At 61.1% G+C, this 22339-nt stretch carries 14 protein-coding genes and 1 tRNA gene; 6 read left to right on the top strand and 9 right to left on the bottom strand.

What is annotated here, in order from left to right:
* Positions 1–69: 69 nt before the first annotated feature.
* The 4 genes from rpsG to FZX09_RS09315 form a co-directional block, all read right to left on the bottom strand.
* Positions 70–540, bottom strand: a complete 471-nt coding sequence (rpsG, locus tag FZX09_RS09330) for a 30S ribosomal protein S7 (RefSeq protein WP_226402173.1) — start codon at positions 538–540, stop codon at positions 70–72.
* A 41-nt stretch (positions 541–581) separates the two neighbouring features.
* A complete protein-coding gene (rpsL, locus tag FZX09_RS09325) occupies positions 582–956 on the bottom strand; it encodes a 30S ribosomal protein S12 (RefSeq protein ID WP_006850614.1) in 375 nt (124 codons plus the stop codon).
* Positions 957–1028: 72 nt separating this feature from the next.
* Positions 1029–1355: an AIR synthase gene (locus tag FZX09_RS09320; RefSeq protein ID WP_226402172.1), complete on the bottom strand. Its 327-nt coding sequence runs from the start codon at positions 1353–1355 to the stop codon at positions 1029–1031.
* A gap of 34 nt (positions 1356–1389) precedes the next feature.
* A complete protein-coding gene (locus tag FZX09_RS09315; protein ID WP_226402171.1) occupies positions 1390–3075 on the bottom strand; it encodes a phosphodiester glycosidase family protein in 1686 nt (561 codons plus the stop codon).
* Between the two features lie 102 nt (positions 3076–3177).
* Here FZX09_RS09315 and gltB point away from each other — a divergent pair, with 102 nt between their 5' ends.
* Positions 3178–7779 (top strand): glutamate synthase large subunit, encoded by a 4602-nt coding sequence (gltB, locus tag FZX09_RS09310; protein ID WP_226402170.1) that lies wholly within the window; start codon positions 3178–3180, stop codon positions 7777–7779.
* Between the two features lie 15 nt (positions 7780–7794).
* Positions 7795–8103 carry a YciI family protein gene (locus FZX09_RS09305; protein WP_226402169.1) on the top strand — a complete coding sequence of 103 codons (309 nt, stop codon included), beginning with the start codon at positions 7795–7797 and terminating at the stop codon, positions 8101–8103.
* Here FZX09_RS09305 and lipA read toward each other — a convergent pair.
* Entirely contained in the window at positions 8081–8950 is an 870-nt protein-coding gene (lipA, locus tag FZX09_RS09300; protein WP_226402168.1) for a lipoyl synthase, read from the bottom strand. The genes FZX09_RS09305 and lipA overlap by 23 nt on opposite strands.
* 89 nt (positions 8951–9039) lie before the next feature.
* Here lipA and FZX09_RS09295 point away from each other — a divergent pair.
* Positions 9040–9113: transfer RNA gene (locus FZX09_RS09295), tRNA-Pro, on the top strand.
* Positions 9114–9180: 67 nt separating this feature from the next.
* Here FZX09_RS09295 and cobJ read toward each other — a convergent pair.
* Both cobJ and FZX09_RS09285 read right to left on the bottom strand, forming a co-directional pair.
* The gene (gene cobJ / locus FZX09_RS09290) at positions 9181–10920 is read right to left on the bottom strand and encodes a precorrin-3B C(17)-methyltransferase (protein WP_226402225.1); all 1740 of its coding nucleotides are present in this window, start codon (positions 10918–10920) and stop codon (positions 9181–9183) included.
* Positions 10921–10989: 69 nt separating this feature from the next.
* A complete protein-coding gene (locus FZX09_RS09285) occupies positions 10990–12318 on the bottom strand; it encodes a hypothetical protein (RefSeq protein WP_226402167.1) in 1329 nt (442 codons plus the stop codon).
* Positions 12319–12720: 402 nt separating this feature from the next.
* Here FZX09_RS09285 and psaA point away from each other — a divergent pair, with 402 nt between their 5' ends.
* The 3 genes from psaA to FZX09_RS09270 all read left to right on the top strand — a co-directional run bounded on the left by psaA (position 12721) and on the right by FZX09_RS09270 (position 18155).
* On the top strand, positions 12721–15024 hold the full coding sequence (gene psaA, locus FZX09_RS09280; protein ID WP_226402166.1) for a photosystem I core protein PsaA: 2304 nt from the start codon (positions 12721–12723) through the stop codon (positions 15022–15024).
* Positions 15025–15046: 22 nt separating this feature from the next.
* Positions 15047–17260: a photosystem I core protein PsaB gene (gene psaB, locus FZX09_RS09275; protein ID WP_226402165.1), complete on the top strand. Its 2214-nt coding sequence runs from the start codon at positions 15047–15049 to the stop codon at positions 17258–17260.
* 103 nt (positions 17261–17363) lie between these two features.
* Positions 17364–18155 (top strand): DUF3598 family protein, encoded by a 792-nt coding sequence (locus FZX09_RS09270; RefSeq protein WP_226402164.1) that lies wholly within the window; start codon positions 17364–17366, stop codon positions 18153–18155.
* A gap of 11 nt (positions 18156–18166) precedes the next feature.
* Here the strand turns inward: FZX09_RS09270 and FZX09_RS09265 are convergent, their stop codons facing one another.
* Both FZX09_RS09265 and FZX09_RS09260 read right to left on the bottom strand, forming a co-directional pair.
* Positions 18167–19123: a cupin gene (locus tag FZX09_RS09265; protein ID WP_226402163.1), complete on the bottom strand. Its 957-nt coding sequence runs from the start codon at positions 19121–19123 to the stop codon at positions 18167–18169.
* A gap of 41 nt (positions 19124–19164) precedes the next feature.
* Positions 19165–22281 (bottom strand): efflux RND transporter permease subunit, encoded by a 3117-nt coding sequence (locus FZX09_RS09260; RefSeq protein ID WP_226402162.1) that lies wholly within the window; start codon positions 22279–22281, stop codon positions 19165–19167.
* Positions 22282–22339: the final 58 nt, after the last annotated feature.

Below are 22339 nucleotides of genomic sequence, written 5' to 3'. Positions count from 1 at the left end.
GGCGTGAAAAGGCGGGGTGACTCTACAGGTCAGCCATGAACATCTGTGTTGATGGCTGTCACGCGAGGCTCAGTAGCGGTAGTGGGCGAAAGCCTTGTTGGCTTCTGCCATCTTGTGGGTTTCTTCGCGCTTGCGAACGGCATTGCCAGCCTCGTTGGCGGCATCCATCAGTTCTCCAGCCAGCTTCTGGGCCATGCTCCGGCCATTCCGGGAGCGAGAGAAGCTCACGAGCCAGCGCAGGGCCATGGCAGTGCCGCGCTCCTGGCGCACTTCCATGGGCACCTGATAAGTGGCACCACCAACGCGGCGGGCGCGTACTTCCACCAGGGGTGTGGCGTTCTTGACGGCAGTCTCGAACAGTTCGAGCGGATCTCCGCCGGTGCGCTCGTTGATCAGGCCGAACGCGTCGGACAGGATCCGTTGCGCTGTCGACTTCTTGCCGTGCTGCATCAGGCGCACAACCATCATCGTGGCGAGACGGCTGTTGAACTGAGGGTCGGGAAGAATCGGGCGCTTCTCAGCGGCGTTGCGGCGTGACATTAGAGATCAGAACGTTATGGGGATGAAAAAAAAACCGGTGATCACTCCTTCGGAGCCTTGGCGCCGTACTTGGAGCGGGACTGACGCCGGTCTTTCACGCCAGCGGTATCCAAGGTTCCGCGGATGATGTGGTAACGGACGCCCGGTAGGTCTTTGACACGACCGCCGCGGATCAACACCACCGAGTGTTCCTGCAGGTTGTGACCGACACCGCCGATATAAGCCGTGACTTCAAAGCCGGAGGTCAGGCGTACACGTGCCACCTTGCGCAGAGCCGAGTTTGGCTTTTTGGGCGTTGAGGTGTAAACGCGGGTGCAAACACCGCGACGCTCAGGACACGACTTCAGGGCTGGTGACTTGGTCTTGGCCTTGAGGCGTGAGCGCTCAGTGCGGATCAGCTGTTGGATGGTTGGCATCGATGGTCGGTGAGCGGTCGGACTCCCGACCTGATTCGACAATCGACCACGATACCGGGTGATGGTCCCCCCTCAAACGCGGCTGAAGGCGCTGCCGCATGCACAGGGCTCAACACCGTCGCTGTTGCGGATCAGAAAACCACCACCACTGAGGTCGCCCCGATAGTCCAGGCAAAGGCCTTCAAGCAATTTGAGTTGTTCTGTAGGGGCGTGCAGAGTCACGCCATCGGCCCTTGCGATCGCGACGCCGGCCAAATGTCCTGCCCGGATGCGCAGCACATGTTGTGCGCACTCCCCGGGAGTGAGATCGAGATGCATCTGCCCCGGTGTTCCCGCCACGGCCGCTTGACGCCCTAGCTCGGCAGCAGCGGCAGCAGTCAGCCGCAGATTGGCAGCCATGCTCAGTTCATCGGGGCCCCCACTTTTGCAGGTCTCAGAGGGGGATGAGCCCCAGACCGTTATGGACTCTCGGGGTGCTGCCTCGGCCGTTCATCACGGTTCGTCCGGCCACCACGAGGGTGGTGGAACTGCCGCCATCCATGTTCAAGGCATCTCGCAGGCCCAGTTGCTTGGCTACCAGGGCTGTTTCCACAAGAGTGGGATCACCGCCAGCGGCACCACGCAAGGTCATCAGCCATTGGCCGCTCGGCCCCTGAGCCACCACCGTTCTCGGTGCCGCCAAGCTCATGAAGCCAGGACTAAATCCTTCCTGGCGTCCATTCAGCACCACTTGGCCGTTTTGCATCAGAAGCGGACCGCCGCCCAGAACATTGGGATGTTGGGCCAGGGGAGAACTGGATCGCGCTTTCACCTCGATCCGATCACCAGGTCGAGCGGGCAGTGGCGCCCGCCCGCGGGCGATCACCAACGCAGCGTCTTTGGGAATGGCGATGCCACGTTGCAGGCTGTGGTGGTCGAATGTTGTCTCGACGCGGCCGCCGCGAATTAACAGAGCTTCCTCCTCGCCGCTCAGGGCCCGGTAGCGGGCCCCCCATGCAGGTGTGTAGAGGCTCAGCCCCTTCTGGACGTAACCGCTGTTGAGTGCCGTGAGGCTCCAACGGCGACCGTTGTTCACCTGCAGCGTCTGGTTCAGCCGCAGCCGGCCGAATTGCAGATCTCCTGAGGCCCCCCAAGCGATCACGCCGCGGTTCAGGATCGGACCTGAAAGCCAGACCCCCTGATGCCTCAAGGCCCCCAGGGGGACTTGATTGATCCGGTTGAAAAAGCCTCCATTTACTGCGACCAGCGCTCCTGCGGGTTGGGAAAGCTGAGGCAGAAAACGCAGGCCCTGTTGCTGTTCGGCCTTGACCAGGGGCTGAAGGGTGATGCCGAGACGGCTCAGGTCGCCGCCGGCACGGAACACCTGAATGGGTTTCACCCCCACCTTGATGGTGCGTCGCTCCAAGACGAAGCCCCTCCTCAGCATTTGAGCTACAGCTGGATCGCTAAGGGGCAGGCGTGCGCTTTGAGCTGGGCGGCGACCGCCGACCTGCACGCCATCCAGCACCACCCGCCAGGGGGACGCCAGGCTCAGGCTCCTCAACTTGGTGGCTTGCCCCTTCAGCACAAGGCCGCCGTGCCGATGCTGCTCTGGGGTGAGCCCCCACGCCTTGAGTTGACGTCGCTGGGTCCGCGACATCTTTAGTTCCAGCAACAGGTCGCCGTTCAACCGCTGCACCAGGGCAGGGCCGGTCAGGTCCAGCACCAAACGATCGGCTGTTGAACCCTTGCCGCGGCGAAGGTTGTTCACCGTTGGAGGGGGCAGCCGCAGCTCCAAGGTGGTTCCTCTCACTTTGGAGCTGACGCCTGTTGCGGCCAACCAGTCGCTTACTTCAAGGCCGACTTCGTCCCCGAGAGATCGGGTCGTCATTGAGGTCAAGGGGACTGTTCGACCAAACCATTCCAGTGCCTCTCCATCGAAGCGAGACACCCGTCTGAAACCCAGTCGGGACTCCAGAACCTCCAGGGGCAGCCACAGCTCCTCTGGAGCTGCGTCGCGGCCCCTCCAAAGCCAAATCGCTTTGCTGCGCTCTTGCCCGATTTGCATCACCTCACCGCTCTGGTTCGGCGCCGGGCGAAGCTCGGGCGGTGGCGCGGGAAGTGGGGCAAAGGCCAGCATGAAATGCCTTGGCGGTGAGGCGCCTGCCTAGGATCGTCCCTCGAGATGGTTTCTGCAGAGCTCGAAGCTGCAGAGCCATGCGATCGTCCGGTTGAGTTTCCTATGTCTGACGCCATCCGTTCCGCTGTCTGGCCTTATTGCGACAGCCCTGCACCTGAGGTTGTTGAGGGTGAGAAGGATGCATGTGGCGTTGGTTTCCTGGCCCAGCTCCAGGGACAGGCCAGCCATTGGGTGCTGGAGCAGGCCCTTCGTGGTCTGGGATGCATGGAGCACCGCGGTGGTTGCGGGGGGGATGGCGACTCCGGCGACGGCGCAGGGGTTCTGTGCGAGATCCCCTGGTCGTATCTGAAAGCCGTCTGGTCCGATGCGGCTGCAGCACGGGGCCTCGGAATGATGTTCATGCCGACGGATGCCAGCCGTCGTGCTGAGGTGAGAGGTCTGTGTGATGAAGAGGCCAGAGCCCTCGGCATGCAGCCTCTGGGGTGGCGAACGGTGCCTGTCGACCCTGTGGTTCTAGGCCCCTTGGCTCGTGCCACGGCTCCTGTGATTGAGCAGTGGGTGCTGAATGGTGATGCAGACGATGCAACGTTTGATGGGCAGCTGCTGCGGTTGCGGCGGCGCATCGGTGCCCGTGTGCGGGCGGCTCTGGGTGCTGAGGTGGCTCAGGACGTTTATGTCGCTTCCCTCAGCAGCCGGACGGTTGTCTACAAGGGGATGGTGCGCTCCGAGGTGCTGGCGCAGTTCTACGCCGACCTGCAGGACCCTCGATTTGAGGTGAGCTTTGCCGTTTATCACCGTCGCTTCAGCACCAACACGCTGCCGCGCTGGCCCTTGGCGCAGCCGATGCGGCTTCTGGGCCACAACGGTGAAATCAATACTTTGCTGGGCAACCTCAACTGGGCCAAGGCCTCAGAAGCTAGCCTCGAGAACGTCTGGGGCGAGGCGGCTGATGACCTGATTCCGGTGGTGAACCCTGCCTTCAGCGATTCCGCCAACCTGGATGCCACCTTGGAATTAATGGTGCGCAGCGGTCGGTCAATTACCGACAGCCTCATCACGCTGGTGCCCGAAGCGTTTCGCAATCAGCCCGATCTCGACAGTCGTCCTGATGTGACGGCGATGTACGAATTCAACGCGGGAATTCAGGAGCCCTGGGATGGCCCGGCCCTGTTGGTTTTTGCCGACGGCAAGCGTGTAGGTGCCACGCTTGATCGCAACGGGCTGCGCCCCGCGCGTTGGTGCACCACGGCAGACGGTTTCGTGATCATGGGATCGGAGACCGGCGTGGTGGATCTCAGCGACAAGACGATTCTTCAGAAGGGGCGTCTTGGCCCAGGCCAGATGGTGGCCGTTGATCTGGAACGCGGGGAGTTGCTCGACAACTGGTCGGTGAAGGAAGACGCGGCACGGCGCTTCCCCTATGCCGATTGGCTGCAGCAGCATCGTCGCGGTGTGGCACCACAGCCCTGGACCCAAGATCGAAAGGTGGGTGAACTCGACCTGCTGCGGTTGCAAACCGCCATGGGCTTCACCGCTGAAGACTTCGATCTGATCATCGAAGACATGGCGGCCCTCGGGAAGGAGCCCACCTACTGCATGGGTGATGACATCCCCCTGGCGGTGCTCTCCGATAAGCCCCACCTGCTTTACGACTACTTCAAACAGCGCTTCGCCCAGGTCACTAACCCTCCGATCGATCCCCTGAGGGAAAAGCTGGTGATGAGCCTGGAGATGCATCTGGGTGAACGCCGTCCTGCCCTGAAGCCCCAGCCGGAAGCTGCCTCCGTCATTCATCTTGAGACGCCCGTTTTGAACGAGGCGGAACTGGCGGCGATCAGTGAGCAGGGCTTGCCCGTCAAGACCGTGTCCACTCAGGTGGCTGTGGAGTCGTGTGCGGGAGGCCTGCAACAGGCCATTGCCGCGCTGTGCAGCGTTTCGGAACAGGCGGTGCGCGCCGGTGCGCAGGTGCTGGTGCTGTCAGATCGGGTCGACGGCGCTGGGGCGGCGGTACAGCTGACCCCCACGACTGTGGCGATGCCTGCTTTGCTGGCTGTTGGTGCTGTTCATCACCATCTGCTGCGCCAGAAGTTGCGGCTGCAGTGCTCTCTGGTGGTGGACACCGCCCAGTGCTGGAGTACCCACCACATGGCGTGCCTGATTGGTTACGGCGCCAGTGCTGTGTGCCCTTGGCTCACTTGGGAGACCACCCGCCACTGGCTGGATCACCCCAAGACCAAGAAGCGGATGGAGCAGGGCAAGTTGCCCGCCCTTGACGCCGACCAGGCCCAGGCCAACGTTCGCGAGTCCCTGGAGAACGGTCTGCGCAAGATCCTCTCCAAGATCGGAATTTCATTGCTGGCCAGCTATCACGGCGCTCAGATCTTTGAAGCGATCGGTTTGGGTGCTGATGTGGTGGAGACCGCCTTCACCGGAACGACCAGCCGCGTTGCCGGCATGACGCTGGCTGAGCTGGCGAACGAAACGCTCTCGATGCATGCCAAGGCGTTCCCTGAGCTAAATCGCAGCAAGCTCGAATTCATGGGCTTCGTTCAGTACCGCAGTGGTGCTGAGTACCACCGCAACAATCCCGAGCTTTCGAAAGCACTGCACAAGGCGGTGGCCCAAGGCCCTGGTTACGACCACTTCTCCACTTATCAGGCCTTGTTGCAGAACCGTCCGGTGATGGCCCTGCGGGACCTGTTGGAGTTCAAGTTGGCTCCCACCCCAGTGGGTCTCGATCAGGTGGAGAGCGTCGAGAGCATCTGCACCCGCTTCTGCACAGGCGGAATGAGCCTTGGTGCGTTGTCTCGCGAAGCCCATGAAGTGCTGGCCGTGGCGATGAATCGCATCGGTGGCAAGAGCAACAGTGGCGAAGGCGGTGAAGACCCTGCGCGCTTCCAGATCCTCAAGGATGTGGATGGAGAGGGCCGTTCCGTCTCATTCCCCAGCATTGGTGGTTTGCACAATGGCGATACCGCCTGCTCGGCGATCAAGCAGGTGGCTTCAGGTCGTTTCGGCGTGACGGCGGAATATTTGCGCAGCGGCAAGCAGCTGGAGATCAAGGTGGCCCAGGGCGCCAAGCCCGGTGAGGGCGGTCAGCTGCCAGGGCCCAAGGTCGACAAGTACATCGCCTGGTTGCGCAACAGCAAGCCAGGTGTGGCCTTGATTTCACCGCCGCCACATCACGACATTTATTCGATCGAAGACCTGGCGCAGTTGATCCATGATCTGCACCAGGTGCATCCCGCTGCTCCCGTGAGCGTGAAGTTGGTGGCTGAGATTGGCATTGGCACCATCGCTGCGGGTGTGGCCAAGGCCAACGCAGATGTGATTCAGATCTCCGGTCATGACGGTGGCACGGGTGCATCTCCTCTGAGTTCGATCAAGCACGCCGGCAGCCCCTGGGAATTGGGCCTCACCGAGGTGCATCGTTCCCTTGTGGAGAACGGTCTGCGCGATCGGGTTCTGCTGCGTGCTGATGGAGGTCTGAAAACCGGCTGGGATGTGGTGATCGCTGCCCTTTTAGGTGCCGAGGAGTATGGGTTTGGCTCGATCGCGATGATCGCCGAGGGCTGCGTCATGGCTCGCGTTTGCCACACCAACAATTGCCCTGTGGGTGTGGCCACGCAGAAGGAGAACCTGCGCAAGCGTTTCACCGGCATCCCCGAGCACGTCGTCAACTTCTTCTGGTACGTCGCCGAGGAAGTGCGTCAGCTGATGAGTCTGCTCGGCGTTACCCGCCTCGAAGAGCTTATTGGCCGCACCGATTTGCTCAAGGCCCGTTCGGTTGATCTGACCAAGACCAAGGGCGTGGATCTCACCAGCCTGCTGGCTCCGATCAGTGGAGCCGAAGAACGCTCCTGGCTTCGCCACAGCGACCATGCCCACGGCAATGGACCGATCCTTGAAGATCAGCTCCTTGCCGACGCTGACCTGATGGCTGCGCTGGAGAACCACGGTTCCGTGAGCCGCAGCATCGAGATCATTAACACCGACCGCAGTGTCTGTGCTCGTTTGGCTGGTGAAATTGCCCAGCGCCACGGCAACCGCGGCTTCAAAGGACAGCTCGATCTCATCTTCCGGGGTGCAGCAGGCCAGAGCTTCGGTGCCTTCCTGGTGCAGGGCATGCAGGTTCGTCTGGAAGGTGAGGCCAACGACTACGTGGGCAAGGGAATGAACAGCGGTTGTATCACCCTGGTTCCATCAGACGGTTGCGCCTCTCCAGGGGATCAGGTGATCCTCGGCAACACCTGCCTCTACGGGGCCACCGGCGGTGAGTTGTTTGCCCATGGCCGGGCTGGCGAGCGTTTCGGTGTTCGTAACAGCGGTGCCCGCACGGTTGTGGAGGGAGCTGGTGATCATTGCTGTGAGTACATGACCGGCGGTGTCGTGGTTGTTCTCGGCGGCACCGGCCGCAATGTCGGCGCTGGCATGACCGGTGGTGTGACCTTCCTGCTGGATGAGCAGGGGAGTGTCGCTCCTCGAGTGAACCCGGAGATCGTTGAGGTCTGCTCCATCACCACCGATAAGCAGGAGTCGCTTCTGAAGGGGCTGCTGGAACAGCATGTGGCGCTCACGGGAAGCGAGAAGGCTGCTGCTCTCTTGGCCGACTGGTCTGCGGCGAAGAATCACTTCAAGGTGTTGGTCCCACCCAGTGAGCGGGAGGCGATGGGATTGGCCGACAAGCAGGCTGTGGCGGCCTAGCGCCGCCGAAAGCCCGTGGCCTGGTTCCTCAAGACTGAAACCTTCACCGCCGTTGCCGCCTCTCTGCCCGTGGAGCAGCGGCGACCCACCTTGGAAGCTCACCGCCACTGGGTGGAGCAGGAAGCTGCAGCCGGCCGCCGTTTACGCAGCGGTTACCTGGTGGATGGTGACCGGCGGCCTGGCGGCGGGGGTTTGTTGATCTTTGAGGCGTCGTCTTATGCTGATGCACTGGCGTGGGTGGAGAACGACCCAATTATCCGCGCCGGGTTGGTGCACTGGCAGTTGCAGGAATGGATTCCCGTCAGCGGGGATGGCTGGCCATGAGCCGTTGCACATCACCGGCGTGATAGCTGCTGCGGGTGAGTGGTGTGCTGACCACTTGGAGGAAGCCCAGTTCCTCTTCGCCCACTGTTCTGTAGGTCTCGAACTGAGTCGGGGTCACAAAGCGGTCGACGGCCAGGTGCTTCGGGCCAGGTGAGAGGTACTGACCGATGGTGACGATGTCGACCCTGTGTTTGCGCAGATCCCGGAGCGTCTCGATCACCTCTTCATCGGTTTCTCCGAGCCCCACCATCAGCCCTGACTTGCTGTAGGCCTTGGGCCATTGGTCCCGCACACGCTGCAGCAGCTCGAGGGAGCGTTCATAGATGCCCTGGGGCCGCGCTAAGCGATACATCCGCGGCACCGTTTCAATGTTGTGGTTCATCACGTGGGGGGCGGCGGCCATCACCGTTGCCAGGGCATCCCAGTTGCCGCAGAAGTCGGGAATCAACAGCTCGATCGTGGTGAGCGGCGAACGTTGCTTCACCTGTTCGATGCAGGCCACGAACTGAGACGCTCCACCATCGGCGAGATCGTCGCGGTTCACCGATGTGATCACCACGTGCTTCAGGCCTAGACGGGCCACTGCTTCCCCAAGACGTTGCGGCTCGGTGGGATCGAGCTCGCGCACGCTCTTGTCGAAGTCGATGTCGCAGTAGGGGCAGGCGCGGGTGCAGCCGGGCCCCATGATCAAAAACGTGGCGGTGCCGCCCGCAAAGCATTCGCCGATGTTGGGGCAGCTCGCCTCCTGGCAGACCGTGTTCAGGTTCAAGTCCAGCAGCAGGTCGGCCACGGCGCCGATCCGTTCGCGCTGCGGAGCCTTTACGCGCAACCACTCCGGCTTGAGCACGGCGAAGCTTCTTCAATCCATGACCCTAGTCCGTGCCCAAGTGCTGTTGCATCAATCGCAGCAGCATCGATCTTTTAAGATTGTCTGGCCGGGATGTGGCGCAGTTTGGTAGCGCACTTCGTTCGGGACGAAGGGGCCGCAGGTTCGAATCCTGTCATCCCGATTGATTGTTTCGTGGCACTGCCAGGCCTTGATGGAAGACCTGAGCTAGGCCAACAAAAACTCATTCCTCATTGAAGACTCGCTCCTGGGTACCCGCGCGGCGTCACCATCCAGTCATCCTCGGCACGGCTGCTGCTGTTCCCGATCAGAACCAGCGTGAGCATGTCCACTGCTTCAGGTTTCAAGCGCTCAAGACATGTGAGCTGACGGGATTCCTCCGCGCGGCCCAGCTGCCGCGCCAGCATCACCGGGGTTGTTGGTGGGCGGTGTTTCAGCAGAATCTCCTTGGCGTGTCCCAGCTGCCAATCCCGGCCCTTGGACCTTGGGTTGTAGAGGGCAAGGACAAAATCTCCAGCTGCCGCGCCCTCCAGTCGCTTTTCGATCACGGTCCACGGCGTGAGGCGATCGCTGAGGCTGACGCAGCAGAAGTCATGCATCAGTGGCGCTCCGGCCCGGGCGGCGGCCAGCTGGAAGGCTGAAATGCCGGGATGCACCGAGAAGCTGGGTCGGTCCTTCTCGGGTTGCTGGAGAAGCAGCTCCAGGGCCAACCCCGCCATGCCGTAGATCCCGCTGTCGCCGGAGGAGATCAGAGCAACTTTTGCCCCTTGTTGGGCCAAGCGCAGTGCTTCAGCACAGCGGTCCCATTCCCGGGTGAGCTGGCCATCGAATCGGGCCTGATCCGAGCGGCGCAGGGGTTCCAGAAGATCGAGGTAGAGGCTGTAGCCAACCCAGGCGCAACAACGGGAGAGGGCTGCTTTGGCGTCTCCGCTGAGCAGGGAAAGATCGCCTGGGCCACTGCCCACCAGGTGCAGTTCTCCCCGTTCCGGCGCATAGGGGGTGGCAGCCTCGGCAATGGCCACTGTCACGGCACCCTTTTCCCCTGTTGCCGGACGGCTGATCTGCTTGGGCTGGATTAGACGACCTTGTTCGCCCGCAGCCAGCAAGGCCGCTGCTTCAGCCACCGACGCGGTCCCCATTTCCTTGAGCACCACTTCGGAGGGGTTCGGCACCTCGATGGACTCAAGAGCTTGCTCCGCAAAGGTCCGGAACGGCCATGTCCGGTTTTGGCTCAGATGCAGTAGGGCTGGTTCATCAGATTTCCGCTCTGCACTGGCCATTCCGGCGACAGCCTCTTCCGCCAGCCCTGCTGTTGCCAGGGCTTCGGCAATGGCCTTCTCCACCAGAGAAAGACTGGTGTTGCGTTCACAGCCGATCCCGATCCAGAGCGTTGCTGGATGCCACTGGCAATCGCCTTGGAGGCGCGCTCCAATCACAAGATCAGCGGACTCCAGCGCAACGTTGGCTTCAACCTTGTGAAGCAAGGGATGGCCTTCAGGGCCTTGCCAGGCGGTGGATCCACTGCACTGGTGAACGCTGATGCGGGATCCCTGGGATTGCCGCACCATCAGATCGCGCCAACTGGCCACCGTCCCGCTGCGTCTCCAGCCCCAGCCCTCCCCAAAGGCATCCAGGGGGAGACGTCCTTCATGGGCGCAGGCGCCCGTGATCACCGCCTGCCCGCCTAGATCCATCGCGATCTCTTGGGCGCGTTGGTCGGCGCCTGCGGAATGGCCCCCAAGCAGCGGGATGACGAACTCCCCTTTGGGGTCGAGCACCAGAACGGCTGGATCCTTCCCCTTGCCTTGGGTCCGAGCTGCAATCAGGCGTGTCACCGCTCCAACGGCGCCCACGAACAGCACGACGTTCCCTGCCATCCAGTGCCCATCAAGGGCGGTGTTGATGTCTTGGTCGGTTGCCTTGATCCGGTCGATGTGGCCGCGCAGCAGCAACTGCTCCAACAGCGGTATGGCGCTGGGGCTCAGTCCTAGGCCCAGAGCGGGAGCGGCAGATGTGGGGTTCAGGGCAGGGAATCCAGATCAGGGTTTGCGCAAGCGCCCATCACTGTTGAGCAACTCACGGGCTGATCCTCCCAGGCTGCTGCTCGGCATCAGCTTGGGTTCCTGCTCGGCTGGCTGCTGAGGCCCCGCTGGCTTCTCCGGGGCGGGAGTGGGAGGAGTGGGCCAAGCAGTTTCTGCTTGGGATGGCTGTTCAGCAGGTAGCTGTTCAGCAAGGGGCGGCTCAGGCTCCTGCTTATCGCTTTCCTCTGGTGCCTTGGGTTGGGGGGCGGCCTCGGGCTTGGTTTCAACCTCGTCCTCGACGACGGCCTCGGCTTTGATCTCAGCCTGAGGAAGGTCTCGGGGCTGTTCTGTCTTCTTTTGTTTTTTCTCCTCAGTCTTTTGAGGAGGCTCTGGCGAGGATTCGACCACCTCCAGAACTTCAGGCTCAGGGGCGCCGCTCAGGCGCGCGAGCTGGCTTTCGGTGAGACGTGGGCGCATCCAGCCCGGCTTGGGACCGGATGCAGCTTTCAGATGGATCAGCTGATTGTTGAAGATCGGTGTGATCGGCTCACCCAGCCCATTCAGCAGTTCCATCTGAATGTCGTGGCTGCCTGAACTATTCGATCCTTTGAGCCAAAGGGCTTCATGGTGATCGACCAAAAAGCTGTCTCCATCAATGCTGATGCGAAGTCGCCAGCGTGCATCGCCCTCCCGCAGGTTTTGCAGCGGAGCATTCCAGATCAGCCAATCCACCAAGAGCGGTTGCAGGCCCTGCTCTCCGGCTGGTGAGACTGGAACCAGCCAGGGGGCATCGCGTTCAGGTTGTGTGCCCTGAAGCTTTTGCCAGAGGTGCAGGCGCCCCTGGACTGAGGCTCCCGGTGCTTGAACGGCTTCGCCCCAGGGGTAAGCGGCCCAGGCGCTGAAGCGATGGCTGCCCGGTTCCAGGTCATCGATGCGGACCTTCAGGCGGTTTCCATTGCTTTCGCTGAGCCGAAGGGGGGCGCGGTTGTCGATTTGAAGCACAACATGGGGCCCCAAACCCAATTCGGGGTCGGTGCGGAGGGGCCAGTCCTCGATTTCGAAGCTCAGCTCAAGGGCGTCAGTGGTAAAGATGCTGTCGTTGCTTGGATCGATCAGCCGCAGGGAGGGACGGTGCTGTTGCAGGTTCTGGCGCAGCTGTTGCACTGCCCCTGGAGGAGCTACTTCCTGGAGCTTCCCGCTGGGGGCTGAACTCGGCAGCGGTTTTGTGCCGGACCTGGCATCGCGATTGAAGAATCCAGGGCGCGCATGAACAGGTAAGCCGGCACCAAGAAACAGCACTGCTGCCAGCAGAACAGCCCATATCGACTTCAGGCCAGGGCGACGCATTGGGCATGAACAGATTCGATCATTCTGAACAATCCGCCCTTCACTGTCAGAGTTTTAGTTATTTAGGAGGGGAATATGCGTGAAATTGTGTTGTTTACTGCTTCAGATCTTTGTTGTTTCGCTGATTCTCAGCCTTCTGCAGACGCCTGTCGCTGACTGGCTCGCCACGGGATTGAACCTTTGTAACTCAAGGCCCTTTAACCCCCTTCTCCGCCCCTATGCTTCCGCCAGCGGTCCCCTCTTAGGGGCCCCAGCTTCAGTGCAGGTAAGGGGTTTTGCCTCTTGCAGTGCTGACGCCCGAACACGGATCTCCTGTGGATCCTTGTTCGGGGCCCCGATTGGCTTCGGCCCGTCGGAGGGGTGGCCCACCACCTCGAAACCCGTCCCTCGAGGAACGACTCGATGACCATCAGCCCACCTGAGCGTGGGAGTGACGCGAAAAGCCAGGTCGAGAAGGTTGACAATCCAGCAACCTTCGAGCTGTTCGGCAAGCCCGGACATTTCGACCGCGCCCTCGCGAAAGGTCCCAAAACCACTACCTGGGTTTGGAACCTTCACGCCAACGCTCACGACTTCGACGCTCACACCAGCGACCTTCAAGAGGTCTCTCGGCGGATCTTTTCCGCCCACTTCGGCCACCTGGCCGTCATCTTTATTTGGCTCAGCGGTGCCTTCTTCCATGGCGCCCGCTTCTCCAACTATTCCGGTTGGCTTGCTGACCCCACCCATGTGAAGCCAAGCGCCCAGCAGGTCTGGGCCATCTTTGGCCAAGAAATCCTCAACGGAGACATGGGTGCCGGCTTCCAAGGCATCCAAATCACTTCAGGCCTCTTCCAGATGTGGCGGGCCTGGGGCATCACCAGTGAAACCCAGCTCATGGCTTTGGCCATCGGTGCTCTGGTGATGGCCGGCCTCATGCTCAACGCCGGTGTTTTCCACTACCACAAGGCTGCGCCAAAGCTGGAGTGGTTCCAGAACGTTGAGTCGATGCTGAACCATCACCTGGCAGGCCTGCTGGGTCTCGGTTCACTCTCCTGGGCTGGACACGTCATCCACGTGTCGGCTCCTGTCACCAAGTTGATGGATGCCATCGATGCCGGCCAACCGCTGGTTCTGAACGGCAAGACCATCGCTTCGGCTGCAGACATTCCGCTGCCCCACGAGTTCTTCAATCAGGACCTGCTGGCTCAGCTTTACCCCGGCTTCAGCTCTGGTGTTGGTGCCTTTTTCTCCGGCAACTGGGCTGCTTACAGCGATTTCCTCACCTTTCAAGGTGGCTTGAATCCTGTGACGGGAAGCCTCTGGATGACCGACATCGCCCATCACCATGTGGCGATCGCCGTGATGTTCATCGTTGCCGGTCACATGTACCGGACCAACTGGGGCATCGGTCACTCCATCAAGGAGATCCACGAAGGTCAGAAGGGTGATCCCCTGCTGTTCCCTGCCACCAATGGTCACGACGGCCTCTATGAATTCATGACCACCTCCTGGCATGCCCAGCTGGCGGTCAACCTGGCCATCGGTGGTTCAGTGAGCATCATCGTTGCTCAGCACATGTACGCGATGCCTCCGTATCCGTACCAAGCCATCGACTACCCCACCCAGATCGGGCTCTTCACCCATCACATCTGGATCGGTGGTTTCCTGATCGTTGGTGCAGGGGCTCACGCAGCCATCGCCATGGTTCGCGACTACGACCCCGCGAAGCACATCGACAACGTGCTGGATCGGGTGCTCAAGGCCCGCGACGCGATCATCAGTCACCTCAACTGGGTCTGCATCTGGCTCGGAGCCCACAGCTTCGGCCTCTATGTCCACAACGACACGATGCGTGCTCTGGGTCGTCCCCAGGACATGTTCAGTGATTCGGCGATCTCAATTCAGCCGATCTTTGCTCAGTGGATTCAGAACGTGCACGCCGCAGCTGCCGGCAGCACGGCTCCCAACGCCCTCGCGGGTGTGAGTGAAGTGTTCAACGGTTCCGTTGTCGCCGTCGGCGGCAAGGTTGCCGCTGCTCCCATGCCGCTCGGCACAGCCGACTTCATGGTTCACCACATTCACGCCTTCACGATTCACGTGACGGTGCTGATCCTGCTGAAAGGTGTGCTGTACGCCCGTAGCTCCCGCCTCATCCCCGATAAGGCAAACCTGGGCTTCCGCTTCTCCTGCGATGGTCCTGGTCGTGGTGGCACTTGCCAGGTCTCCGCTTGGGACCACGTGTTCCTGGGCCTGTTCTGGATGTACAACTCCCTGTCAATCGTGATCTTCCACTTCTCCTGGAAGATGCAGAGCGACATCTGGGGAACGGTGAACGCCGACGGCTCCGTCGCGCACATCACCAATGGCAACTTTGCCCAAAGTGCAATCACCATCAATGGCTGGCTGCGTGACTATCTGTGGGCTCAAGCCGTGCAGGTGATCAACAGCTATGGCTCGAACACAGCCGCCTACGGAATCATGTTCCTCGGCGCTCACTTTGTGTTCGCCTTCAGCCTGATGTTCCTCTTCAGTGGCCGCGGCTACTGGCAGGAACTGATCGAGTCCATCGTCTGGGCTCACAACAAGCTGAAGGTGGCTCCCGCCATCCAGCCCCGTGCCCTTTCCATCATCCAAGGCCGTGCCGTGGGTGTTGCCCATTACCTCTTGGGCGGAATTGCGACCACGTGGGCCTTCTTCCACGCCCACATTCTTGTGGTCGGCTGACCTCACCTGACCTCTCCCTCTAATGGCAACGAAATTTCCTTCGTTCAGCCAGGGTCTGGCCCAGGACCCGACAACCCGCCGTATTTGGTACGGGATCGCCACGGCTCACGACTTCGAGAGCCATGACGGAATGACGGAGGAGCGCCTCTATCAGAAGCTCTTCTCCACCCATTTCGGTCACCTCGCGATCATCGGCCTTTGGGTTTCGGGAAACCTGTTCCACATCGCCTGGCAGGGCAACTTCGAGCAGTGGGTCGCCGACCCCCTGCACGTGCGCCCCATCGCTCACGCAATCTGGGATCCCCACTTCGGTCAAGGCGCCATTGACGCCTTCACCCAAGCGGGTGCTTCCTCCCCGGTGAACATCGCCTACTCAGGCCTTTATCACTGGTTCTACACAATCGGCATGACGACGAATGCCGAGCTGTACCAGGGTTCCATCTTCATGATGATCCTGTCGGCTTGGGCCCTCTTCGCCGGCTGGTTGCACCTGCAGCCCAAGTTTCGTCCTTCCCTGGCCTGGTTCAAAAACGCTGAATCGCGTCTGAACCACCACCTCGCTGTCCTCTTCGGCTTCAGCTCCATCGCCTGGACCGGTCACCTGGTTCACGTTGCGATCCCCGAAGCCCGTGGTCAGCACGTTGGTTGGGACAACTTCCTCAACGTTCTGCCTCACCCCGCCGGTCTTGGACCCTTCTTCACCGGCAACTGGGGTGTGTACGCCGAAAACCCCGATTCACTGAATCAGGTCTTCGGTAGCTCTGAAGGTGCCGGCACCGCCATCCTCACCTTCCTTGGTGGCTTCCACCCTCAGACAGAAGCTCTCTGGCTGACGGACATTGCCCACCACCACCTGGCCATAGGTTGCCTCTTCGTGATCGCCGGCCACATGTACCGGACCAACTTCGGTATTGGTCACTCCATCAAGGAGATCCTCGAAACCCACAACCCCCCGAAGGGCACCCCCGGTGACCTCGGCGCTGGCCACAAGGGTCTTTACGACACCATCAACAACAGCCTGCACTTCCAGCTTGGTCTGGCTCTGGCCTCCCTTGGCGTGGTCACCAGCCTTGTGGCGCAGCACATGTACTCGATGCCGTCGTATGCCTTCATCGCGAAGGACTACACAACACAGGCAGCCCTGTACACCCACCACCAGTACATCGCCATCGCGCTGATGTGTGGTGCCTTCGCCCACGGTGCGATCTTCTTCATCCGTGACTACGACCCCGAAGCCAACAAGGACAACGTCCTGGCCCGGATGCTCGAGCACAAGGAGGCGATCATCAGCCACCTGAGCTGGGTCTCTCTGTTCCTCGGTTTCCACACCCTCGGCCTCTACGTCCACAACGATGTGGTCGTTGCCTTCGGTACCCCCGAGAAGCAGATCCTGGTTGAGCCCGTGTTCGCCCAATTCGTTCAGGCCGCCTCTGGTAAGGCCATGTACGGAATGGACGTGCTGCTCTCCAACGCCTCCAGCTCCGCCAGCCTTGCTGCCCAGAACATTCCTGGTGAGCACTACTGGCTGGACGCGATCAATGGCAACACCGATGTGTTCCTGCCCATCGGCCCTGGTGACTTCCTGGTTCACCACGCCATTGCTCTGGGTCTGCACACCACCACCCTGATCCTTGTGAAGGGTGCTCTGGATGCCCGCGGCTCCAAGCTGATGCCTGACAAGAAGGACTTCGGTTACTCCTTCCCCTGCGACGGCCCCGGCCGTGGCGGCACCTGCGACATCTCTGCCTGGGACGCCTTCTATCTGGCTGTCTTCTGGGCTCTTAACACCGTGGGTTGGCTGACCTTCTACTGGCACTGGAAGCACCTGGCCATCTGGTCCGGCAACGTGGCCCAGTTCAACGAATCCAGCACCTACCTGATGGGTTGGTTCCGCGACTACCTGTGGCTCAACTCCTCCCAGTTGATCAACGGCTACAACCCGTTCGGCAGCAACAACCTCGCCGTTTGGGCTTGGATGTTCCTCTTCGGACACCTGGTTTGGGCCACCGGCTTCATGTTCCTGATCTCCTGGCGGGGTTACTGGCAGGAACTGATCGAGACCATCGTCTGGGCTCACCAGCGCAGCCCCATCGCCAACATGATGGGTTACCGCGACAAGCCCGTGGCACTCTCCATCGTTCAGGCCCGTGTCGTCGGCTTGGCTCACTTCACGGTTGGCTATGTCTTGACCTACGCCGCCTTCCTGATTGCTTCGACCTCAGGAAAATTCGGTTAATTCCCTCCTGAATTAACCCGCGACGAGTCGTTCCTCGTTTCAAACGTCCCCACTCGGTTTACCGGGTGGGGATTTTTGTTGTCTGTTCTTCGGAGTGGTTGTGTTGGACCGCGTTGTTGTTCTCGTCTGGCCTGAGCACTGCCTAGCCTCAGGCATCGATGGGATCGGGATGATCGTGGGCGAATGGGAGCACCTGCAGCGCAACGTTGGTGAGTGGCGCGGCTGGTTCGACAGCATGGATCCGAAGCTGCAACGCACCAAACGTCAGCCCTCTCTTTTAAAGCTCCTGCCTGATCCTTCCGGCATTGCCCTTCATCTGACCCTGCTGCTCTGGCCTGAGGCAGCGGGATCGAGTTCTCCCCATCAACCGCCTGCCGGCGATCCTGAAAAGCGGATCGTTCAAAGTTTCATGCGCGTGGATCCCGATATGGGGGTCTTCGGCACCGGCAGTTTTTCGAGGGGGACGCTCTACCGGTCCACCTGGACCAAGCTTTATGCCGAGTTTGGCTTCCTGCAGCACCAACGCCGTCACCGCTTGGTGCTGCTTTGGAATGGTGCGGGGCAATTGGATCGGATCGTGTTGATCCGCGAGTTCCTTGCAGGAACTTCAGCGGTGGAATGTCCTCCCTTGGTGGCGGATCAGCTGATCGGCGACTGGCGTTGCGACCTCCCTTCGCTTGGAGGGAAAATGCGTTTTGCAGCAGGCGATCTTGATCGCTGGATCTTTTTGCCGGATGGAGGAGCTTTCCTGGCGCCTGCGCAGATTGATCCACACCAGCCGTTCAACATCGAAGCGCTTTGGTTGTCGAGTTCGACGCGCCTTGAGCGCATTTCACGTCGTTATTCAGAACACGGTGCCCTGATATCAGTGGATCATCAACTGCTCATCCGTTGAGGCTGTACTGGCTATGGGGTGTTGCTCAAGTCAGCTCGGCCTCTTTTGCTGAAAGTAATGTCGAGCGTGCGCAGGTAGGTGTGTAGGCCGGCATCCTGAATGGGCAGCACGTAGGCGTCGGCGCCGGATTCGTTGTGGTGGGAGTGCCAGTAGCCCGGTGGGGTCACGAAGGCTGCGCCGGCTACCCAGACTTCTCGGTGCCCATTGCGGATCATCCCGTTCTCGTCCAGCTCGGTGCCGATCAACGTGTAGCAACCGGGTTGGCAAGCCACAGCAAAATCAAGGGCGATCGACTGGTGTCGGTGGGGGCGCTGCATCTGGCCTGCGGGAAGAATGCCCAACATGGCCCAGAGGGTGTGGGTGACGGTGCGCGTCTGAGGGAACGCGTTGTTTCCCAACAGCACACTCACGCGGTTGGCGTTGGCTCCGCGCGGATTGCTGGCGATGGCATCCAGCTGCGCGCGAGCATCCTGATGGCTGTAGAAGCATGGTTCGAACACCGGTTTCACGGTGCTCACACCCAGATAACGAAGCAGGGGGGCATCGTGCACCCAGTAGAGACCTGCGCAGGCCTCGCTGCTGTGGATGGCTTCACCGCCAGCCGGAAGCACGAATGTATCGCCTTCACTCCAATGAAAAACCTGGCCACAGGCTTCGGTTTGCCCATGGCCTCGGGCTACGAAAAACAGCTGACTGGTCGCATCCGCACGGGTGTGCAGGGACCCCTGATCCAGCCGAATGAAGTTGCCGCAGAGCGATGGACCCGTGGCCGGGCCTTCGCAGTGCAAGTCGGCACTCAAATCAAGAGGTTGCAGGGCTGTTCCGGCTTCATCAAAAAAATTGGCCGAAAAGCTGCGGTAGGGGATCGTGCTGATCAGCTCCTGCTGCAGAGGATTGGCCGCTGAGGCGTAGTCGAAGAACTGTGCCTGGGAACTGGTTGCCGTCCTCGCTCGTGGGGTGATGGTCATCGTTCCCTCCAGCAGCAGAACCATTGAATCGAGATGGCACCCTACGCGGTGGGCATTCGATTGCGTTTCAGCATCAGATAAACGGCAGGGACGGCAAACAGGGACAGAAACGAGGCCACTAACAGTCCGCTGAACACCACGGTGCCAATGCTGGTTCTGCTAGCGGCTCCCGTGCCCTTGGCGAACAGAAGGGGCAGGAAACCCGCCAAGGATGTGACCGCTGTCAGCAGGATCGGGCGCATCCGGTTCACGGCCGCGTCCACAACGGCTTCGCGCAGGGCCAGGCCCGCCGCAATCCGCTGGTTGGCGAATTCCACGATCAAAATTCCATTCTTGGCCGCCAGGCTCACCAGCACCAGAAGTCCCATCTGGCCGTAAACATCCAGTGGGAGACCCCGCAATTTCAAGCCGATCAGAGCTCCGAGCAGGGCCATCGGCACGGTGAGCAGGATGATCAACGGGTCAACGAAACTCTCGTAGAGAGCGGCCAGCAGCAGATAGACCACCGTCACGCCGAGAGCGAACAGCACCCAGGTCACCTGCCCAGCCCGTTGTTCTTCCAACGCCAGGCCCGTGAAGGCCAGGCCGATGTTGCTGCCTCCGATGCGATCACCGGCCTGGTTCAGCGCTTCGATGGCTTCACCGCTGCTGACCGTTGGCGCGGGGATGGCGGTGATCCGAATTGCCCGGTTGAGCCCGAAATGACGAATGTTGTTGACGCCTTCCTCGCGGGTCAGGCTGGCCACGCTTGCGACCGACATCAGCTCACCGCTGCGGTTGCGCACCATCAGACCCGTGAGATCTTCCGGCCGACGTCGCTCGCTGCCATCCAGCTGCAGAACAATCGAGCGGATTCGACCGTCGTCGTAGGTGTCATCGATGTAGCGGCCGCCGAAGGCAGTGCCGATTTCTCGCAGCGTTGCGCCGTAGTCGAGGTTGAGGCCAGCCAGTTGGTCGCGGTCGAGCTCAAGCCGCCAGCGGGGAAAACTGGCATCAAAGCGGGTGCTCACCCGTTCAAATCGGTCTGTCGCCTTGGCCGTCTGGATGAAGTCCTGGGCGACTTGGCCGAATTGCTCCAGGCTGAGTTGCCCTCCGCTGCGGTCAAGCAGTTCCAGCGAGAGTCCTGATTCACTGCTGAAGCCCCGCACGGCTGGAGGGGTGATCAGCACGACTCTGGCATCACCAACCCGTTGTTGAACCTCTCGGCTGAGACGGCGTTTGATGGCGGTGCTGCTCTGCTCTTTGCCAGGTCGATCCTTGAGTGGCTGAAGGCGCAGGTAAAACGATCCACGGTCTTCTCCGCTCTGTCCGAAGGAGCTGCCGGCATAAAAGTTTCCAGTGCGCACCAGCGGCTCTTCGCTGACGACGCGTCGGATGTCGTCCATCACTGCCACGCTGCGCTCGAGGCTGGCGCCATCGGGAAGGGTGAAGTAGCCGCGAATTTGGCCTTGGTCGTCATCGGGGATGAACGCTGTCGGCATCACCGCCAATCCGGAGGCGGTAAAGACCAGACCGCTCAGCAGCAGAAAGGCGATGAGTCGCTTGCGCTGCAGCCAGTGCTCGAGATGTTTCGCGTATTGTCCTTCCAGGGTTTGCATTCCCTGCCGAAGCCAGCGGCTGAGCTTGCCGATCGCCCCAGGAAGATGGCCGCCACCTGGGCCCAGCACCCGGGCGCAGGCCATTGGGGTGAAGCTGAGCGCATTCAAGGTGGAGAACAGAATCGCTCCGCTGATGGCTAGGGCGATCGGTTGATAGAGGCGTCCGATCGATCCAGGAATGAGCAGAACGGGCAGGAACACGGCTGCCAGCACCAATGAGGTGGCCACAACGGCGGTCGCCAGCTCAGCCATGGCGTCTTCGGCCGCCTGTTCGGGGGGTGTGCCCCGTTCGATGCGTCCGGCGATGTCTTCGCTTACGACGATGGCGTCATCCACAACGATCCCGGTGGCCAGCACCAGCCCAAACAGGATCAGGCTGTTGAGATTGGAACCGCTCAGTTTCACCAGGCTGAGGCTTCCAACCAGCGCCACCGGCACGGCAAGGCCAGGGATCAGGGCCAGACGCCATCTGCCCAGAAACAGCACCAGCACCAGCAGCACCAGCAGCACGGCATCGCGCAGGGTGTTGAAGGTGCGATCAAGGTTGGCCTGAACTGTGTCGGCCACATCCACGATCACGGATAGCTCGATGTCCGGGGGGAAGCTCGCTTCCAACTGCTGCAACTTGCGCTTAATCGTTCTGCTCACCTCCAGGGCATTGGCCCCATCGCGCTGGTAGACACCCACGGCCACTGAACGTTCGCCGGCCAAATTCATGGCCTCGCGTCCGTAATTGCGCTGTCCGAGTGCAACCCGTCCCACATCCTTCAGGCGCAGCAGCCCGCCGTTCTCCAGCCGGCGCAACACGAGATTCTCGAAATCCGATTGGCTGCGGAGTCGCCCTTCCGCCTCCACCGGAAGGTTCAGCAATTGGCCCGATGGAACTGGGGCAGCCCCGATGCTGCCAACGGCAGCCAAAACGTTTTGTTCGGCCAGGGCACGGCTGACGTCGCCAAGGGTGAGGTTGTTCTGTTCGAGGCGTTGAGGATCCAACCAAAGGCGAAAGGAGAGTTCACTGCTGCCGAACACCTGCACATCGCCGATGCCTGGTGTGGTGAGCAGTGCGTCCCGCAGGGTCTGGTCCAGCCAGCCCGTGAGAAAGGTGGGGACGTATTGATCCGGTGGGTGGCTGAACCCCAAGATCATCAATAGGTCTTCCGAGGAGCGCCGCACTTGGAGCCCCTGGCGCGTCACGGCCTGAGGCAGCCTGCGGCTGGCCAGGTTCACTTTGTTCTGCACCTTGATCGCATTCAGCTCGGGATCACCCGCGTTGAAGCGCAACGAGATGCTTGCTCCGCCCTGTCTGCTTGTTGAGCTGATGCTTTCGACCCCTTCAAGGCCATTCAGCTGTTGTTCCAAAACCCTGGTCACGCTTTGCTCCACCACTTCCGGTGAAGCCGCCGGGAAGTTGGCGCTCACACTCACGCGGGTGGGAGCGAGGGGCGGTAGATCCTCCAGCCCCAGGCCGAATAGCGCCGTGCACCCCGCCAAAAGGATCAGCAGGCTGCAGACGACCGTAAGAATCGGCCGCCTAAGAAACGGCTGGGAGATCGACCGCACCGGGACGTCTCAAATGTGAATGAATCCTGCCAGGAAAAACCCCCCGGTTGCCTGATCC

The organism is Synechococcus sp. MU1643 (assembly GCF_020514095.1).
Classification (GTDB): domain Bacteria; phylum Cyanobacteriota; class Cyanobacteriia; order PCC-6307; family Cyanobiaceae; genus Parasynechococcus.
This window is presented reverse-complemented; position numbering and strand designations above follow the sequence as displayed.

Excerpts from the sequence above, each read along its gene's own strand:
- rpsG (WP_226402173.1), bottom strand. The coding sequence starts at position 540 with ATGTCACGCCGCAACGCCGCTGAGAAGCGCCCGATTCTTCCCGACCCT.
- rpsL (WP_006850614.1), bottom strand. The coding sequence starts at position 956 with ATGCCAACCATCCAACAGCTGATCCGCACTGAGCGCTCACGCCTCAAG.
- FZX09_RS09320 (WP_226402172.1), bottom strand. The coding sequence starts at position 1,355 with ATGGCTGCCAATCTGCGGCTGACTGCTGCCGCTGCTGCCGAGCTAGGG.
- FZX09_RS09315 (WP_226402171.1), bottom strand. The coding sequence starts at position 3,075 with ATGCTGGCCTTTGCCCCACTTCCCGCGCCACCGCCCGAGCTTCGCCCG.
- gltB (WP_226402170.1), top strand. The coding sequence starts at position 3,178 with ATGTCTGACGCCATCCGTTCCGCTGTCTGGCCTTATTGCGACAGCCCT.
- FZX09_RS09285 (WP_226402167.1), bottom strand. The coding sequence starts at position 12,318 with ATGCGTCGCCCTGGCCTGAAGTCGATATGGGCTGTTCTGCTGGCAGCA.
- psaA (WP_226402166.1), top strand. The coding sequence starts at position 12,721 with ATGACCATCAGCCCACCTGAGCGTGGGAGTGACGCGAAAAGCCAGGTC.
- psaB (WP_226402165.1), top strand. The coding sequence starts at position 15,047 with ATGGCAACGAAATTTCCTTCGTTCAGCCAGGGTCTGGCCCAGGACCCG.
- FZX09_RS09265 (WP_226402163.1), bottom strand. The coding sequence starts at position 19,123 with ATGACCATCACCCCACGAGCGAGGACGGCAACCAGTTCCCAGGCACAG.